Origin of the sequence: Nannocystis sp. RBIL2, from assembly GCF_026626745.1 — a bacterium.
Lineage (GTDB): Bacteria > Myxococcota_A > Polyangia > Nannocystales > Nannocystaceae > Nannocystis.
Map to the genome: position 1 here is coordinate 5,192,218 of NZ_JAPNJW010000002.1, position 18,044 is coordinate 5,210,261.

14 protein-coding genes are annotated in these 18,044 nt (G+C 72.2%); 8 read left to right on the forward strand and 6 right to left on the reverse strand.

Going from position 1 to position 18,044, the window contains the following annotated elements; genetic code table 11:
- Nucleotides 1-11: 11 nt before the first annotated feature.
- A complete protein-coding gene (locus OV090_RS45540; RefSeq protein WP_267711267.1) occupies nt 12-1,331 on the forward strand; it encodes a pectin acetylesterase-family hydrolase in 1,320 nt (439 codons plus the stop codon).
- A gap of 88 nt (nt 1,332-1,419) precedes the next feature.
- On the opposite strand, the gene OV090_RS45545 is transcribed toward OV090_RS45540, so the two are convergent.
- Entirely contained in the window at nt 1,420-2,919 is a 1,500-nt protein-coding gene (locus tag OV090_RS45545) for a carboxylesterase family protein (protein ID WP_267711268.1), read from the reverse strand.
- A 941-nt stretch (nt 2,920-3,860) separates the two neighbouring features.
- Between OV090_RS45545 and OV090_RS45550 the strand changes: the two genes are divergently transcribed.
- Nucleotides 3,861-4,871 carry a hypothetical protein gene (locus OV090_RS45550; protein ID WP_267711269.1) on the forward strand — a complete coding sequence of 337 codons (1,011 nt, stop codon included), beginning with the start codon at nt 3,861-3,863 and terminating at the stop codon, nt 4,869-4,871.
- An 89-nt stretch (nt 4,872-4,960) separates the two neighbouring features.
- On the opposite strand, the gene OV090_RS45555 is transcribed toward OV090_RS45550, so the two are convergent.
- Nucleotides 4,961-5,425 (reverse strand): hypothetical protein, encoded by a 465-nt coding sequence (locus OV090_RS45555; RefSeq protein ID WP_267711270.1) that lies wholly within the window; start codon nt 5,423-5,425, stop codon nt 4,961-4,963.
- 75 nt (nt 5,426-5,500) lie between these two features.
- On the opposite strand from OV090_RS45555, the gene OV090_RS45560 reads away from it, so the two are divergent.
- Nucleotides 5,501-6,421, forward strand: a complete 921-nt coding sequence (locus OV090_RS45560; RefSeq protein WP_267711271.1) for an alpha/beta hydrolase — start codon at nt 5,501-5,503, stop codon at nt 6,419-6,421.
- Nucleotides 6,422-6,658: 237 nt separating this feature from the next.
- On the forward strand, nt 6,659-6,958 hold the full coding sequence (locus OV090_RS45565) for a DUF3892 domain-containing protein (protein ID WP_267711273.1): 300 nt from the start codon (nt 6,659-6,661) through the stop codon (nt 6,956-6,958).
- Between the two features lie 61 nt (nt 6,959-7,019).
- On the opposite strand, the gene OV090_RS45570 is transcribed toward OV090_RS45565, so the two are convergent.
- Together OV090_RS45570 and OV090_RS45575 are read right to left on the reverse strand one after the other, a co-directional pair.
- The gene (locus OV090_RS45570; protein ID WP_267711276.1) at nt 7,020-7,457 is read right to left on the reverse strand and encodes a hypothetical protein; all 438 of its coding nucleotides are present in this window, start codon (nt 7,455-7,457) and stop codon (nt 7,020-7,022) included.
- A 172-nt stretch (nt 7,458-7,629) separates the two neighbouring features.
- On the reverse strand, nt 7,630-10,449 hold the full coding sequence (locus OV090_RS45575; protein ID WP_267711278.1) for a tetratricopeptide repeat protein: 2,820 nt from the start codon (nt 10,447-10,449) through the stop codon (nt 7,630-7,632).
- A 52-nt stretch (nt 10,450-10,501) separates the two neighbouring features.
- Between OV090_RS45575 and OV090_RS45580 the strand changes: the two genes are divergently transcribed.
- Entirely contained in the window at nt 10,502-11,386 is an 885-nt protein-coding gene (locus OV090_RS45580; protein ID WP_267711280.1) for a transcriptional regulator, read from the forward strand.
- Between the two features lie 253 nt (nt 11,387-11,639).
- Complete coding sequence (locus OV090_RS45585) at nt 11,640-12,353, forward strand: hypothetical protein (protein ID WP_267711282.1); 714 nt, start codon at nt 11,640-11,642, stop codon at nt 12,351-12,353.
- A gap of 138 nt (nt 12,354-12,491) precedes the next feature.
- Here the strand turns inward: OV090_RS45585 and OV090_RS45590 are convergent, their stop codons facing one another.
- Together OV090_RS45590 and OV090_RS51335 are read right to left on the reverse strand one after the other, a co-directional pair.
- Nucleotides 12,492-13,652 carry a dienelactone hydrolase family protein gene (locus OV090_RS45590; RefSeq protein ID WP_267711283.1) on the reverse strand — a complete coding sequence of 387 codons (1,161 nt, stop codon included), beginning with the start codon at nt 13,650-13,652 and terminating at the stop codon, nt 12,492-12,494.
- Between the two features lie 641 nt (nt 13,653-14,293).
- A complete protein-coding gene (locus OV090_RS51335) occupies nt 14,294-14,560 on the reverse strand; it encodes a YdeI/OmpD-associated family protein (RefSeq protein ID WP_346660419.1) in 267 nt (88 codons plus the stop codon).
- 94 nt (nt 14,561-14,654) lie between these two features.
- On the opposite strand from OV090_RS51335, the gene OV090_RS45595 reads away from it, so the two are divergent.
- Nucleotides 14,655-16,025: a hypothetical protein gene (locus OV090_RS45595; RefSeq protein ID WP_267711284.1), complete on the forward strand. Its 1,371-nt coding sequence runs from the start codon at nt 14,655-14,657 to the stop codon at nt 16,023-16,025.
- Between the two features lie 215 nt (nt 16,026-16,240).
- Nucleotides 16,241-18,001: an FG-GAP-like repeat-containing protein gene (locus OV090_RS45600; protein ID WP_267711286.1), complete on the forward strand. Its 1,761-nt coding sequence runs from the start codon at nt 16,241-16,243 to the stop codon at nt 17,999-18,001.
- Nucleotides 18,002-18,044: the final 43 nt, after the last annotated feature.

Here is an 18,044-nt window from a genome sequence, read left to right on the forward strand (position 1 = left end):
AGCATGACGCGATGCTGACTCCCGTTCGTCGCCTCGCCGTTGCACCCCTGTGGATCTGCGCGCTCCTGCCTGCCTGCGGCGACAGCGGCGGAGTCGCCGGCAGCGACAGCGAGACCGCGGGCACCAGCGAGACCACGACCGACGGCGGCACCGACGGCACCGCGACCGACGACCCGACGACCAGCGCCGGCCCGACCACCATCGACGAGCCGAACCCGACCACCGGCGACCCGACCACACCCGGCACCTCGGAGGGCACCACCGACGGCACCACCGCGGGCACCACCGACGGGGCCACCGACGGCACCACCGGCGACCCGCCGCCGCCCTCGCCGTGGGACGGTGAGCCGCTGCCTGACGCGCCGCCCGGCGAGTGGAACTGGATCGACTTCCCCGAGGCCCTGTGCCGCGACGGCAGCAGCACCGGCATCGGCGTCCGCTACGGCACCGGCGACGGCCTCGTGATCTACTTCCAGGGCGGCGGCGCCTGCTTCAACGCCCTCACCTGCGCCCAGAACCCGTCCAGCTTCGACGGCGGCGACTTCGACGGCAGCAACAACGGCATCTTCGACCCCGGCCCGCAGAACCCGGTCGGCGACTGGACCCACATCTTCGTGCCGTACTGCACCGGCGACGTGCACGCCGGCAACCGCCCCGATCAGGACTCGGAGGCCGGCGTGCAGCAGTTCGTCGGCTTCCGCAACGTCGCCGCCTACCTCGAGCGCGTCGTCCCGACCTTCACCGACGTCGGCCACGTGCTCGTCACCGGCGAGAGCGCCGGCGGCTTCGGGGCCGCCTTCAACTACGACCGGATCGCCGACGCCTTCCCCGAGGCCCGCGTCACCCTGCTCGACGACTCCGGCCCGCCGCTCGGCTTCGAGGTCGCGCCGCTGTGCCTGCAGCAGAAGTGGAGCGACCTGTGGGGCTTCGACGACACGATCCCCGCCGGCTGCCAGGACTGCTTCCCCAGCCAGGGCGGCGGCATCATCAACATCGGCGCCTACATCGCCGGGAAGCACGCCGACCAGCGTCTCGCCCTGATCTCGTCGACCGGCGACTCGGTCATCCGCTTCTTCTTCGGCTTCGGCGGCAACGACTGCACCGCCCTGCTGCCCAACACCCCGCAGGCCGCGTTCGAGGCGGCCCTCATCGACGCCCGCGACAATTATTACAACGAGCCCGCCGGCGTGTGGGGCACCTTCTTCGTCGACAACAGCGAGCAGCACACCTTCCTCGGCAGCAGCCTGTACTCGGCGAAGGTCGGCGACACGCCGCTGGTCGACTGGGTCGCCGACCTGATCGCCGGCCAGGCCGTCCACGTCGGGCCGTAATTATTAATGGCTCTCAGGGCATGTCGCTCGCGACATGCCCTCATGGACATTCTTCAAGGGACATGTCGATTTCGACATGTCCCTTTGTTCATGGCGTCAACCCGAGCGCCGCCAGCTCGGCGCAGCGGCCGGCGTCGACGTCGGCGGTCGCCGCCGGGCTCGTCGAGACCTGCATCACCGCGCCGCCGCTCGCGTGGGCCGGCCAGTCGTCGCCTGGCGAGCCCTCGCGGGCGAACCGGCCCCACGCGTCGCGCATGAAGGCCGACACCTGCTCGTCGGCCGCGGTCGGGGCGACGCCCTCGGGCAGCGCGTCGAGGTTGCCGAACACGTAGGGCACCTCGAGCGCGTGGAACGAGCCGAAGGCCCCGGCCTCGCCGGCGAGGGTGTGCGCGAACAGGTACGACCAGCTCGGCTGCGGCGCGGCGGCGGCGAGGGCCAGGGCCGGGCAGACGAAGGTGCGCTCGCCGAGGAGGGCCGCCAGGGCCGGCCCCGGCCCGCCGAAGCTCGCTGGCGGGTAGAGCTCGAGCAAGGCCTCGGCCAGCTCGCCGAACATCAGGCCGAGGATCGCCTTCAGGGCGGCCTCGTCGGCGACCGGCAGCACCGCGGGCAAGGGCCCGAACTCCTGCGCGTTGGCACCGACGAGCAGCGGGACCTCCGGCGCGTCGCCTGCGGCGATCCGCGTCAGCGGCTGCTCGGGCAACAGCGCGTCGCCGACCACGGGGCCGATGCTGACCGGCTCGAGCAGGTCGAACTCGCCGACCGCGGCGACCAGCGCGTCGGCCGGGACCGCGCGCAGGCAGGCGAGCGGATCGGCCTCGCCGGCGCAGCCGACCGCGGCGACGATCTCCGCGCCCGCGGCCGCGGGGTCCCGGTCCGGATCGCCGAGCATCGGCAGGCTGCTCGGGTCGCCGCCGCTCTGCACGATCGCCGCGTGGTAGAGGCCGTCGGCCGCCGGCGAGCCAAGCAGGCAGGTCACCGAGGAGCCGCCCGCCGACTCGCCGAACAGCGTGACGCGCCCCGGATCGCCGCCGAAGCCGGCGATGTTGGCCTTCACCCATCCGAGCGCGGCGATTTGGTCGCGCAGGCCGAAGTTGCCGCTGGCGCCCGCGTCCGCCAGCTCCGGCGCCGCCAGCCAGCCGAGCGCGCCGAGGCGGTAGTTCAGGCTGACGACCACGACCCCCTGCTCGCGCGCCAGGGTCGCGCCGGCGTACAGCGGCTCGCTGGCGGCTCCGCCCACGAAGCCGCCGCCGTGGATCCACACCATCACCGGATGCGCGGCGCCGTCGTCGTCGGGCGCCCAGACGTTGAGGGTGAGGCAGTCCTCCTCGCCGCTCGCCACGCCGTCGACGATCTGCGGGCAGCCGGGGCCGAACTCTAGTGCCTCGCGCGGCCCGTCCCAGCCCGGATGCGGCGCCGGCGGCTCGAACCGCAGCGGCCCCACCGGCGGCGCGGCGTAGGGGATCCCCAAAAAGCTGCGCACGCCGTCCTGGACGCGCCCCTGCACCGCGCCGGCCTCGGTGTCCACCAGCGACGGATCGCCGGCCGGCTCCTCGCCGCCGCCACACCCGACGAGCGCAAAGCCCAACATGAGTCCGCCGATTCGGCGCGCGGTCGCGACATTCGAGGTCGTCATCGCCGCTGAGCCTGCAGCGTCGCCCCGCGTCGCGCAATGTTGCAATCTGCCTCACGGGGTTTTTCCCAAGCACGACGTGGGGGAACTTCTAGGAACTTCTAAAAAGATTTCTCGATACCTGGCCGATCGTTCAGGTCAGAGTGACACCGGCGAGCGCGACCGTGCTCGAGCGGGCCGACGACGCCTCGGACGGCTCGTCGTCTGCACGCGAGTTCGCCGCCATCGTTCACGCCGCGAACCACGCCCTCGATGATTTTTGTCGAGAGTGCACCGAGGCCCGCCGTCGCCGGCTCGGCGAGTCGACCGCTCCGCGCCACTCCCATGATTGCCCAGAGCGCACCGAGGTCGAGCTGTTCGTCCGCGTCCGACCCTGTCGTTCGCGTCGCGACCCGCGGCCGAATCGGCCATGATCATGATTTTTCCAAAGAGTGCACCGAGGCCGCTGTTCGCGGCGCGTCCGGGTCCGTCGTTCCATCGCGAGCCGCTGCCTGCTAGGCGAGCCGACCGCTCCGCGCCACCTTCCATGATTGCCGGAAGCGCACCGAGGTCGAGCTGTTCGTCCGCGTCCTCACGCGGCAGACGAGGTCGCGCCTCTTCGATCGCGGCTCCCGGCGAGCGAATCCGCCGACGAGCTTGCGACCCTCCAGACCGAGGGCCGTCGCGCGCTTCGGACCCCGCTCGGACCTGACCGCGTCTCCGTGCCCGCGCGGCCCGGTTCTTCGCGCAACCCACGGGCAGGAGGGCCAGCGCCTGTCAGCGCCGGCGTCGGCGCGGGCAAGCCCGATTCGAAGGGGACACCTCCGTCCCCGCGCCGCGGCGCTCGACATGCCTCTTCGGGCATGCCCGAAGGGCCATGTGCTCACCGCGGCGCCTGCACTGCCACGAAGGAATCACCCATGCTCCGCGCCCTCCTCGTCCTCCCGCTCCTCAGCCTGCTCGCCTGCCCCGCCGCCGAGAACGACACGACCGCGAGCGACGGCAGCAGCGGCTCCGACCCCTCTCCCGCCAGCGGCGCCGACCCGACCGCGGCCATGTTCGACAGCTCCGGCCCCACCAGCACCACCAGCACCACCAGCACCGCGAGCACCACCAGCACCAGCGAAACCTCGGCGAGCGCGACCTCCGAGGACGGCCCCGAAGCGACCGGCGAAGCGAGCGGGACGAACCCCGACTCGCTCGGCACCAGCGCCACCGCGACGACCGCCGAGGACACCACCTCGACCACCACCGCCGACGTCCCGGTCGCGTGCGACCCCTGGCTCGAGGACTGTCCCGAGGGCCAGAAGTGCGCCGCCTACGACGAGGACGGCGCCGGCCTGACCTGGACCGGCTACCAGTGCGTGCCGCTCGCCCCGCAGCCGGCGCAGCTCGGCCAGCCGTGCACCGTCACCGCCCCCGTGACCTCCGGCCTCGACACCTGCGACGAGCACCTGATGTGCTGGGACCTCGACGACCAGCTCGCGGGGCACTGCGTGGCGATGTGCGAGGGCACGCCGGAGTCACCGAGCTGCGCCGCGCCGGACACCTACTGCGCGCAGGCCGACAACGATGTGCTGATCCTCTGCCTCCCCGGCTGCGATCCGCTGGTGCAGGACTGCCCCGTCGGCGAGGCCTGCTACCCGCACCACGCGCAGCAGGGCGTGTTCGCCTGCTACCCCGACGCCGGCGGCCGCGAGGGTCAGGTCTTCGACGCCTGCGAATTCCTCAACGTCTGCGACCCCGGCCTCCTGTGCCTGTTCCCCGCCGTGGCCGTCGAGTGCGACCAGGACGCGGCGGGCTGCTGCATGCCCTACTGCGACCTCGGCAAGCCCAACACCTGCCCGGGCGCGGGCCAGGAGTGCCTGCCCCTGCTCGAGGAGCCGACGCCGAAGTACGGGGACCTCGGCGCGTGCTCGGTCTGGGAGTGAGCGCCGCGGAAACCATATGACCCATCGGACATGTCCGTCACGACATGTCGAGGGATTCGCGACCCACCCGGCGCGCGCCTCGCGGGGCCCTACTTCGGCAGCCGGCACACCCCGTAGTCGGCCCACATCGGCGGCACCTCTTCGCCGTCGAACACCGGCGCGCAGACCTCGGACGAGCTGCCGCACTGGGCGCTGGTGTCGCTCACCTCGCACAGCGAGCTGCAGCAGGACGAGCCGTCGCAGCTGCCGAGCACGACCGAGGACAGGCACACGAGGCCCGGGCCGCACTCGCCGGCGGCCTGGCACGGGTCGCCGGGCGCGCCGTCGACGAACACCTCGATGCACACGAAGTCGTCGCCGCTCAGCGAGCACGCCTGTCCGTCGGGGCAGTCCTGGCTGAGCGGGTCGCACTCGACCGTCGGCGGCGGCTTCTCGTCCTCGCCGGTGGTAGTGCCGGGCGAGCCGGCGCCGTCGGTGGTCGACCCGTGCTCGAACTGAATGCAGCCGCCGGCGAGGGACAGCGCGAGAACTGCGACGAGGCGCGGTTTGGCCATGGCGGCGAGGGTAACGCGAGCAGGGCCGCCGCGGGCAGACGGTGATCCGACCTCGAGGCGTGGTAGTGTGCGCGCGTGAAGCACGACACAGAAGCCCTCTCCGGCGACGGCGTGACCACCCACGTCCACGTGTGGACCCCCGACGGCCAGCCGGTGCGCGGCCTGGTCCAGGTGCTGCACGGCCTGGCCGAGCACGCCGGGCGCTACGAGGGCCTCGCGGCCGGCCTGTGCGGCGCCGGCCTGGCGGTCGTGGCTCACGATCACCGCGGCCACGGCCACACGGCTCCCGGCCCCGACGAGCTCGGCTTCTTCGGCGACAGCGGCTGGGCCGGCGTGCTCGCCGACTCCGCGCGCGTGCGCGCCCACGCCCGCACGCGCTTCGGCGAGGTCCCGTGGGCGTTGCTCGGCCACAGCATGGGCTCGGTGATCGCGCTGCACGACCTCGCCACCAGCGGGGCGCGGCCGGCCGCGGTGGTGCTGTCGGGCGCGACCGGCAAGGTCGGCGCGCTGCTGCGGATCGGTCAAGGCCTCATCCAGGTCGAGCTGCGCCGGATCGGCGTGCGCGGCCGCAGCAAGCTGCTCAACGCCACCGCCTTCGGCACTTACAACCGGGCGTTCCGCCCCAACCGCACCGAGTTCGACTGGCTGTCGCGCGACCCGGCCCAGGTCGACGCCTACGTCGACGACCCACTGTGCGGCTTCTTGCCGACCACCTCGCTGTGGCGCGACCTCGTCGGCGGCCAGGCCCACCTGCAGACCGCCGAGTTCCTGACCCGCCTGCCGCGCGTGCCCTACTCGGTGGTCGGCGGCGACCTCGACCCGGTCGGCGGCAAGGGCCGCCAGGTCCAGGCCCTGGTGGCCATGATGCGCAAGCTCGGCCTCCAGGTCGACCTGCACTTGTGGCCAGGCGGCCGCCACGAGATGTTCCACGAGACGAACCGCGACGACGTGGTCGCCGACACGACGCGGTGGATCGCCGGCAAGCTCGCGGACTGAGCCGCAGATCTTTCAGACATGTCCCGAGAGACATGTCCGCCACCGCTCGCCGCGGACCGCGTCATCGTCCGGGCGCCCCCGCCGGGAATCGCATGACCCTGGCGCGCCGCCTCGACGCCGCTCGGCGGGCCGCATCGACTTCATTCGGGACGGCATCCTCGACCTGTCCCCGCCCGTGAGCCCCATCACCTCGCACCCTGTTACCGGTCTGCCCCGGCGACGGCACTTCCTCATCAAATGGCAGATGTACGAGTCTATTTTGTCACCAAGGAGCCCCGTACGGACCGGTATTCGGGGATCACGTTTTTGGGCGGGTCGAACTGGAAGTGGAGCGTCAGCCGGGTGATCCGGTCGATCGAAGCCGGGACCGATACCTTCTACACGCTCGATGGCACGCATCGCGCGGAGGTCGGCGTGGTCAAAGGCGAACACGGAAAGCACGTGCAGACGCACGCGAATGGCCACTGGAACGACAACCTCCTGGCCTTGCCGGATTTCCCCCCGGAGCTCCGTCACCGGGGTGAATTTCCGCTCTAGGCAGAGCACGGCGATTCGCGGCCGAGCACGCCGGTCTGCGATGAAAGCCACCCTCCCGGCGTCATCCGACCAGCCGGGAGTCGGTCCGCAGGCGGACCTGGTGCTCCGGCATCTCCTGTATCTCGGGACAGGCGAACGGGCCGCCGAACAGCACCCCGCCGGCGATCCATAGACCGACCATCTGGAACGCGACAAATCCTGACTCTGCCGCGAAGCGCTCCGGTTCCCACGCCGCGACGGCCTCGGCGCCGAGCGCGACGGCGATCAGCGGCGCGGCCAGCAGCACCGCGCCCGCGCCGAGGAGCGGGCGCGGCGGCACGACAGTGCCGCGCCGGGCGTAATGGACCGCCGAGCCGAGCAAGAGCGCGAGCGTACCGATACAAGAGACCTCGGCCGCAGCATCGAAGGACACGCGGCCGAGAGCGGCGACGACCAGCCCGATCGCCGCCGCGATCTTGAGCACCGCGACACACGCGACCAGGCCGAAAAATACCCTCACGCGAGCCAAGATACCGCCGCTGCGCTGCAGTTCAAGCCCGTCGCCGCGTCGACCGGAGAAACAGAGTTCACCGGGCTCCTCGACGCCCGCGGCCGCTCGCCTGGCTCCGGAGCGTGGGCAGATGACATGTCTTTGAGGACCTTACATTTAAGACATGTCTCTCAGGACAGCCTCACCCACGCCGCGCCGGCAACGAATGCGCGGCCAGCCAGGTCTCGACCTCGGCGAGCATGCGTTCGCTGCCGCTCGACTCGCGGAAGGTCGCGGCGGCTTGCTCGGCCAGGCTGCGGGCGCGGGCCTTGTCGCCGCCGCCGTCCCACAGCGCGCGGGCCAGCTCGTTGCGGGCGGCGGCCAGGTAGCGGGCGTCTCGCGGGCGGCGCTCGAACAGCGCCACCGCCTGCTCGAGCGGCGCGACCGCCTCGGCCGGGCGTTTGAGCTCGGTGAACGCGATGCCCACGCCGGTGAGGTAAGCGCCGGTGTCGGGGTGGTCCTCGCCGAGGGTCGCGCGCTGCAGCTGCAGCGCCCATTGCAGCTGCGTCAGCGCCTCGGCCGGGCGCTGGCTGTTGATCAGCAGCGACGAGAAGTTGTAGGCGACCTTGGCGGCGTCGGGGTGCGGCTTGGCCTGGCGCGTGTAGATCTGCAGGGTCGCGCGGTAGGCCTGCTCGGCCCGCGCGAAGTCGCCGCGGACCATTTCGAAGTTGGCGAGGTTGCCGAACGCCGCCGCGGTGCTGAGGTGGAGCGGGCCGTGGACGCGCAGGTCGATCGCCAGGGCGCGGCGCAGCGCCGCCTCGGCGCCGGCGACGTCGCGCAGGTCGAGCAGCGAGGTCCCGAGGTTGTTGGCCAGGTCGGCCACCGCCGGGTGGTCGGCGCCGAGGTGCTGCTCGGCCAGCGCCAGGGCGCGGCGGTACTCGGCGACCGCGGCCTCGTGCTCGCCGAGGTCGAAGAAGCTGCGGCCGTACTGGCGCAGGGCGGTGAGCAGGCGCGGGTCGGCGGGCTCGGCGTGCTGCGTCAGCGCGGCCACGGCCTCGCGCAGGCGGGCGTTGGCGCCCTGGAAGTCGCCGGAGCTGCGCTCGGCGAGCGCCGCGGCCAGCTCGAGCTCGGCGCCGAGGAGCGCATCGTCGCCGACGCGGGCGAACGCGGCGCGGGCGTGGGCCACGGCGCGGCGGGCCTCGTCGGGGCGGGCCAGGTCGTCGGCCAGCAGGGCGGCGAGGCCGAGCCACGCGCGCGTGGCCGCCCGGTCGTCGCGCGCGGCCTCGGCCGCCCACAGCGACTGGTACCAGGCCTCCTCGGCCCTGGCGGCGTCGGCCAGGCCCTGGCGCGCCTCGCCGACCACGCGCTGGGCCGCGGCGGCCAGGCCGTGCCAGCCGCGGACGCGCGCCGTCGCGCCGGCGCTCTCGGCCGCGGTCTGGGCGGCGGCGAACCGCCCGGCCTGCACGAGCGCGGCCGCGCGGTCGACCTCGGCGCGGCCGCGGCGGGCGTCGTCGTCGTCGCCGTCGCCGGCCTGCGCCAGCGCGGCCGGGTCGCGGCAGGCCGCCGGCTCGGGCAAGTCGTGGGCGATGGCGACCGCCGCCTCGACCACGTCGCGCTCGCCGGTCTGCAGCAGGCGCACGCGCTCGCGCAGGGCCGCGCGGCGGTCGTCGAGGCAGGCGGTCCGCCGCGCCAGCTCGGCCTCGGTCTGGTGGCCGTAGACGCGGGTCGCCTCGCAGGCGGCCCGCCGCTCGCCGTGCCAGCGCGCGGCCCAGGCGTCGAGCGCAGCCACGGTGGTCGCGGCGACGGTGGTCGCGAACGGCAGGTTGCTGGCGTGGAAGCCCTGCCGCAGCGCCCGCGCGGCCTCGCCGTCCCACACTCCGGCCAGCAGCGACGGGTCGTCGCGGCACAGCTGCGGCGGCGGCGGCTCGCCGCGGGTCCACAGCAGCGCCAGGGCGACCGCCAGCGCCACGCCGCCGGCCGCCAGCAGGGTGCCGCGGCGGCGGTGCAGGCCGCGCTCGCAGGCGTCGATCAGCGCCGACATGGCGGGGAAGCGCGCCGCCGGCTCGTCGGCCAGGCCGCGCAGCAGCACCTGCCGCAGCCACCGCGGGAACGCCCGCCCGCCGGTCGGCGCCGGCGCCGGCTCGGGCGCCGGCGCCCCGCGCCAGGTGGTGTCCGGCAGGCGGTACGGCGCGCCGGCGAGCGCCTCCCACAGCGCGGCGCAGAAGCTGTACTGGTCGGAGCGGGCGTCGACCGGCGCGCCGCGCCACTGCTCGGGGGCCATGTACGCCGGCGTCCCGACCAGCGCCCCGGTGGCGGTCAGCGACGCCGACGCGGCCCGCTCCGGCGCCTCGACGGGGCTCGCCTCGCCGGCGACCGCGAGACCGAAGTCGACCACGCGCACCCGCCCGTCGGGCCCGACCAGCGCGTTGCCGGGCTTGAAGTCGCGGTGCACCACCCCGGCCGCGTGGGCGTGCGCGAGCCCGCGGGCGGCCTGCAGGTACATGTCGACGATCGCCCGCCACGGCCGCGGCTGCTCGGTCTGCCAGCGCGCCAGGGTCGGCCCGGGCACCAGCTCCATGGCGATGAACACCTCGCCGTCGGCCTCGCCGACGTCGTAGATCGGCACGACGTTGGGGTGGGAGATCCGCGCCAGCACCCGCGCCTCGCGGGCCAGCCGCTCGCGCAGGTGCGCCGCCCCGCCGAACGCCTGCGGCCGCACCAGCTTGAGCGCGACCTTGCGGTCGAGCTCGGGATCGTACGCGGTGTGCACGACGCCCATGCCGCCGGCTCCGCGCACGTCGAGGACGAGGTAGCGCCCGCACGTGCTGCCGCGCGCGCGCAATCGCGGCGCCGGGCTCTCGGGCGCGTCCGCGGCCGCCGGGGCGATCACGCGAGCCAGGGCCGCCAGGGCCTCGCGGCAGGCGTCGCAGCCGTCGAGGTGGGCCTCGAAGCCGGCCGCCGCCGCCCCGGTCAGCGCGCCCTCGAGATAGGCGGCGAAGGTGCTGTCGTCAGGGCAATCCACGCCCGCCGCGCTTATACCCCGCCGCCCGGGCGGCGTGTAGCATCCGCCTCCCATGTCCCGGGTCCTCGACCAGTTGGTCGCGCGCTGGAGCGAAGTGCCGCCGCCGCTGCGCGAGCGCACCGACGCGGCCGCGCTGGCGAGCGCGTGGCAGGCGGTCGAGGCGGCCTGGCCCGAGTTCGCCGACGACCCGCCCGGCTTCTTCGCCCGCGTGGCCCCGCGGCTGGCCCCCGAGGTCGACCTCGCCGCGGTCGCCTGGGCCGACCTCGCCCTCGCCGACGCCTGCCTGCGCACGCTCCCGGGCGCCCTGGCGGCCTTCGAGGCGGCCCACGGCGAGGCCCTCGACGCGGCGCTGCAGGCGGTGGGGGTCGGCGCCGACGAGCGGGCCGAGGCGCGCCAGCGGCTGCGCCTGCGCCTCCTGGTCCGAGAGACAGGCGAGGCCCCGCGCCTGGCCGGCTACTCCGGCCGCGGCCCGCTGCGCGCGTGGCTGCGGGTGGCGACCGTGCGCGAGGCGCTGATGCTGGTCCGCTCGGCCAAGCGCCGCGCCGCCCACGAGGTCGAGGACGACGGCGAGCTGCTCGAGCAGGCGGCCGTGGCCGACGACCCGGAGATCGTCCTGCTGCGCGAGCGCTGCCGCGACGAGCTGCGGGCCGCCCTGCGCGCCGCAGTGGCCGCGCTCGACAGCCGCGAGCGCACCCTGCTGCGCCTGTCCCTGCGCGACCGCCTGACCGTGGACCAGCTCGGCGCGCTGTTCCACGTCCACCGCTCGACCGCGGCCCGCTGGCTCAAGGCGTTGCAAGCCAAGCTGCACGCCGACACCCGCGCCCAGCTGGCCCGCACCCTCCGCCTCGAAGGCGCCGAGATCGAGTCGCTGATCCGCGCGATCGGCAGCCGCATCGACATGAGCCTGGCCGGCTCGCTCGAGCCGACAGTTCAATAATTTAAAAGAGCGAATGGACATGCCCCGAAGAGCATGTCCAAAGAGTCAGCTCTGTGATAGGCGAGCTCGGCGAGCGGCCATCGGTGCGTCATCCTCCGCTCCACCTTCATGATCCTCGCCCGGCGCCGTGGCGGGCTCGCACGCGCTCGCTCCCGTGCACGCCCGCGCATGCAATCGGCGCCCGAACGCTGGTCGCTACCTCGGAGGCGCCGCGCCGTTGAAGATCGCGCATTGTCGGGTTAGGTTTGCCGACATGATCTTCGCTTATTCCTCGCGCGCGTCCGTCCTCGTCCTCGCCCTCGCCGCCTGCGTCCCCGGCCCCAAGGGCGGCGACACCGACACCACCACGACGACCGGCTCGACCTCCGGCCCCGCGCCGGGCACCGACGGCATGTCGTCGACCGACACCCCGACCGGGCCGACCACCGATAGCCCGGCCACCAGCGCCACCGACGGCGTCTTCACCACCACCGGCGAGCCGCTGACCACCACCATCGATCCCGGCAGCACCAGCGAGCCCAACACCACCACTCTCGGGCCCGGCACCACCACCGACTCGACCACCGGCGTGCTCGTGTGCGACCTGGTCCAGATCACCACCGACAGGGCCCACGTGCTCGGCGGCACGGTCCAGGACTGCGGGGTCGTCGATCCGTGGAACAACAACACCGCCGAGTGGCAGGCCGCCCGCGACTGCGCGCTCGCTGCGGCCGCCGCCGAGCAGCAATTCCAGCTGGTGATCTGGCTGCAGGGCATCGACAGCAGCGTCGGCCGCGGCTACGCGGGGACCGCCGCCCGCTCGTTCGCGCTCGAGGAGCTCCACTTCGACTCGCTGGGCTCGCCGATCGTGTTCTCGCGGCCGTGCGCCGGCCTCGCCGCGGTCGACGGCTGCACCGTCGCCCCCGGCGAGGCCTGCATCGAGTGCGTCGAGCCCGGCGTCGCCGGGACCGTCTGCGACGTCCCGTGAACGCCGGCCGACCGCACCCGATGAAAAAGATGACGCCTGCTCGACGGCATGGCTGGACCGTCGAACAGGCGTCATCGACCTGTCCCTGAGGACATTCAGCGGATCGAAAATCATCCACGCCGGCGCGCCGGCGGAGCGTCACTCGCCCAGGGCCAGCACGATCTGCTTCAGCGCGACCTTCAGCGCCGCATCCTTGGCGGCCAGGTTGCCCGCCGGCGTCCCGCCGTCGGCCTTGTCGCCGGCGCTGTCGAACGAGTGGCCGGCGTTCGGGTAGACCGTGATGCCGTAGAGGTTCGGCACCTTGGTCTTGGCTGCGACCTGGCCGGCCTGGACCTCCCGCGAACCGGTGCCGTACTTGGTGCTGCAGTGCTCGACCAGCGAATCCTCGCTGCCGTGGAGGACGAACAGCGGCGCGGTCGGCAGGTACTTGTTCTCGACGGCCGCGTTGGTGCTGGTCGACAGCGGCACCGCCCCGTCGAAGCCGCAGCCGGGGTAGTAGGCGATCCCGACCTGGAACTCCGGCCGCCCGGGCTTCAGGTCCGGCACCTGGACGTCCACGGTGCCGCCCTTGGTCTGGCGGAAGTACTGGATCGCGTGCTCGAGCTGCCAGTGGACGCCGAGCATCGTCATCGTCCCGCCCTGCGAGAAGCCGAGCAGGCCCATGCTCTCGCAGTCGACCTCGGGGCGCTGGCACAAATAGCGCGAGGCGGCGTCGAGGTCGTAGATCCGGCCGATGATCTGCTCGGTGTTGGTGTCGAAGGTCTTGGGCATCTTGGAGGCCTGGCTGTGCTTGTCGCAGAAGCCGCGGGCCGAGTAGCTCGAGGGCAGCAGCACGGTGTAGCCCATCTTGGCCAGGCGATCCGACCAGGTGGCAAACTGCGACTCCATCTGGTCGCTGCACGGGGCGTCCTTGGTCTTGCCGTCCTTCAGCAGGCCGCCGGAGCCGTGCAGCACCATCATCGCCGGCCGCTTGCCGACCGCCTTCGACCACTTCGGGCGCACCAGCTTGGCCGGGATGTCCAGCGCTTGCCCGTGCAGCGACTTCGGGATCGTGACATTGAGGGTCTCGACCCCCACCACCGTCGCGCCGTCGAGGCCGGCCTCCCCCTCTTTTCCCCCGGTGTCGCCGCCGGTGTCGCTGTCGCCGCCGGTGTCGCCGCCGCTGTCAGCCGCAGCGAGGTTCAGGTGATGCCATTCGTGGGACTCCTCCTCGTCCGGCCCATATGTTTCGTTGACACAGCCGACAGCGAGCACAGCCACGCACATCGTCGTCTTCGCCAGGGTCCTTGCGAGAATCATCGAGACACCTCCTCGGCCCACCATCTCGCCGGCTCAAGAAAGCGTCAATGATGCGTGTCCTCCGCGCTCGCATTTGCGCGCGCGGCGGTGATTGCACATATGTCTTTTTGAACATGCCCTTACAGACATGTCAATAAACGGCCATTGGCCGTGACACATGTCTCCACGGACATGCGCGGCGGCGGTCGCCGCGCAAGCGGACGCGCAGTCCTCCTAGGCAGGACCCGCGATTCGCCTCATTACAGTGAGAAAGCGCAATCAGAGGTCCGAGCGTTCACCGGTCTGATCTTGGAATGGCGCATCGAACGCCACACCAGATCCTCGCGCCGGGGGTCCTCCGTGGGCTTCTATAGGCCTTCCGGCGCCTACAACGCGCTTAACATCGTCCAGGGGGCTGAGAACCCCGGGAACGTTGGTTGTTTTGTTGGACCCAGGAAAGGGGCGCCACGACTTGACAGCTTCTGAAATATCGTCGACCGGGCTCACGCGTCGAGTAGGCGGCGACCGGAGTATCCACATTCGCCGGCGTGCCGGCGACGCCGATCCCGGACCCTATCCATACCAACTTGCGCTGCGGCTCGCGCCCATTCTCCGCGGGGGCGACATTCGAGGCACCCTCGTCGCGGGCAGAGGGCGGAGGCTCACCCACCCGTTCGCTCGCGGTGCTTGCACCCCGGCCAGCAGCAGGGCCGGCGCTGGCCTTCTTCCAGCTCATCTCGGGTCCTGCGAATGCGGCGCTCTCGCGTCATCGCTTGCTTCGCGTCCTCGACCCAGCAGATGAACTCGTTGCGTGCCAAGGGTGTGATGTCCCTCCAGGCAGCGAGCGCCGCGGAGCTCGCGAGCAGCGCCTCACGAAGGTCTACAGGGAGCTTGTGTACCACCCCACCGGGCACGCGCTTGCTGGTCACGGAGAAGAGTAGGAGCGCAAGGGCCATCGACGGTCAAGCCGTTCGCGCGATCGCCACTTGCCGCCGCGCCGGATTCGTCGATACCTTGCCGACCATGCTCCAACAGCCCTGGCCCCGCGAGCTCGCCGCGCGACAGCTGCTCCGCGATGACGTCGCCGTGGAGTCGCGTCTGTCCGTGGTGGGTCTCGTTCGACTCGACGAAGTCCTGGCCGGCCGCATGGCTCGCGGCATCGAGAGGGAAGTCGCCGCGTCCTGGATCGACCTCCATCGCGCCTGGATCCACGAGCGTTTCGGGTCCGAGGACCTGGTGCCCGCGTTCACTCGGTGCTCTCGGCTACGGGCCATCTCCGAGCTGCGCATCGACTGCAACTGGCTCGGTGCCACGGGGGTCGCCGAGGTGCTCGCGTCGCCGTTCCTGCACCACCTGGACGAGCTCGAGCTGGCCGTCGGGCTCCACACGTTCGAGGCATACGCGCCGCTGGCTCGGCGCAAGATGACCAACTTGCGCCGCTTCGGCCTCGCTATGCCCGACGCTCAGGATGGTGACATCCCCGTGGGTGATGATCTGGCCGACCTCCTCGCCGGTGCCGGTCTCGAGCGGCTGGAGAGCCTCGCGCTCCCCCGCGTCGGCATCGGCCCGGCGGGGCTGAGTCGTCTGTTCGACCTGCCCGCGTTAGCCTACTTGGACCTCGCACGTTCCGCGATCGGCGAAGAGGGCTGTCACGCCCTGGCCCGGGCCCGGGGCCTGTCTCGCCTTCGTGGGCTCGATCTCGAGGGCTGCCTCGGCTTCGACGGTGACGGCGATTCGGCCGTGCCTGGCCCCGGCTTCTCGGCGCTCATCACGTCGCCGCGCCTGGCCGTCGCGCATCTCGGTCTGGGCGACGTCTCGGGAGCCGCTGCGATCGTCGCCGGCTCGGCACGCATGACGACCGTCGAGCACCTCGTCCTCTCGCGGGTCGAGGATGACGAGCTCGCGTCCCTCGTCGCGTCTCCCTACCTGACCGCTCTCCGCCACCTGCGCCTACGGAGCTGCAATCTCTCGAGCGCGGCCCTCACCGGGTTTGGACGGTCTCGACTTCTTGCCGCACTCGAGTCTCTGACCCTGAGCAACGATCTCGCGGCGTCGCAGCGAGGTCTCGTCGCTCGGCGACTGCCGCGCCTGCGCGAGCTCCGTCTGGAGGTCAACCACACGACCGCGGACAGCCTCGGCCGCGCCGACTTGCCCAACCTCACCGAGCTACACCTCGACTTCGACGCAACGGCACTGAGTCAGGATGAGGAGGTCGAGGGAACCGATCTGGATGCTGTCATCGCTGCGCTCGTGAGCGCGAAGGGCATGCCGCGTTTGACAGGAGTCGTCGCGTCACCCGTTTCGCCTGAACACATGGCCAAGCTCGCCGGCCGCTTCGGTGCGGGATTCCGGACCCAGGATGACTCGCGGACTGCCTCGCTCCGGGAGCGTTGAATCGTGAGTGGGCGACGAACCGCATCGTGACGCGGTGGCCGCGGCCTACACCGGCGGGGCCAAGCAAGCCCCGCCTGAATCACTTCCCTCGTGGAGCCAGAGCCAGCCCACCCGCGCGAAAATATTCGCCTGTCTCCTCCAATTTTTTCCGCGGCGGCGGCAACTACAACTGAGGATGTCCAGAGCTCGCAGCGCGAGAGAGGCATGGTGAAGTGATGAGGAGCCGCAGACCGTTCACCGACAGCCGCGCGACCCGTAGCGGAGGGCTGCACGGGCGCTTTCCTGGTGGCCGTGCGTCGCGCATCCTCGGCGCGCTGAAGTCGTCCGTCGCCGTCGTCGCTGCCTGCGTCGGTCCCGCGTCGCTCGCGCTCGCGGCGCTCGGATGCAACGACTCGATCGCCTGCAAGGAGGGCCCGTTCGACGCGCCCGGGGCGTGGGAATGGACGGAGCGCGAGGTGCTGTCGCTGCCGCTCGTCGCCGACGTCGACGGCGACGGTTTCACCGACGTGGTGGTCAACGCCGGTCCGTGGAGCAGCAAGGCCGGCGAGATCGTCCTGCTCGACGGGGCGACCGGCAGCGAAAAATGGCACATCGCGCACGACCCGGCCCAGGGCCGCTTCGGCTCGAATGCTCGCGCCACGCTCGCCCTCGCCGACGTCTCGGGCGACCAGGTGCCCGACATCATTTACGTCGGACGAGTCGAGGGGCCCGGCTCGCTGGCGCCGATCCACGCGGTCGACGGCACGGGCAAGCCGCTGTGGACGGCGCACCTGTCCGAAGGCGAGATCGCCCGGTTCCGCTTCGACAACGGCGCGCCGGCGGTGGCCAACCTCGACGACGATCCGGAGGCGGAGATCGTTCTCGGCGCGGCGATCCTCGATCACGACGGCCTGGTGGTGTGGAACGAGCCGGGGTTCGGCGCGGAGGCCGGCGTGCCGGAGAAGGACGGGCTGGCGCTTTACCCCGGCGGCCTGGCGACCGTGGTGGACCTCGACGGCGACGGCACGCCGGAGATCGTGAGCGGGCGCGAGGCGTGGCGCGTGACGTGGGTGCCCGGCGACCCGCCGCAGGTGACGCTGTCGCTGATGTGGCAGAACACGAGCGGTCGCGGCAACGACGGGTTTCCGGCGGTGGCGGACCTCGACGGCAACGGCACGCCGGAGGTGGTGCTGACCGCGTGGCCCGACATCCGCGTGATCGACGGCGCGACCGGGAAGCTGTGGTGCGGCGTCGATCCGTCCGGCGAGGCGTGCGCGGAGGACGACGGCAAGCGCACCCAGCCGATCCCGATCAAGGGCGGCAACCTCGGCGGCCCGGCCACCATCGCCGACTTCGACGGCGACGGCCGGCTCGAGGTCGGCGTCAGCGGTGGCATGGCCTACGCGGTCTACGACTTCGCGCGCCCGGACGAGGAGATCGTGAACTCCGACGTCATCGAGCCCGCGCCCGGGGCGATGTTCGCCCGCTGGGTGCTCAGGACGCAGGACATGTCGTCGGCGAGCAACGCCGCGTCGGTGTTCGACTTCGACGGCGACGGCCGGCTCGAGGTGGCACACCAGGACGAGTGCGCGTTCCGACTGATCGACGGCGCCGACGGGACGGTGCGCACGACCATCCGCAACTCGAGCGGGACGAGCCACGAATACCCCGTGATCGCCGACATCGACGGCGACGCGCTGGCGGAGGTGCTGGTGATCGCCAACCTGAGCGACGAGCGGAACAACACCGGCTGCCTCGCGGCCGACCCCGAATTCGTGCCGCGCCAGGGCGTGTACACGTACCGCCCCGGGCGCGGCCCGGACTCGCCGGGGGCCCGCTCGGTGTGGACGCAGTACACCCATCACGGCACGGACGTCGACGACGCCGGCAACGTGCCTCTGCAAGAAGAGCCGGCGTGGAAGACCGGGGCGACCGGGAGCTTCCGCCAGAGCATCGCGCAAGAGCGCGCAGGCGAGCCCGGGGACGGCTGTCAGTGAAGACTGGGCGCCGCGCCGCTCGCCGTCCTGGCCGCGCCGCCGT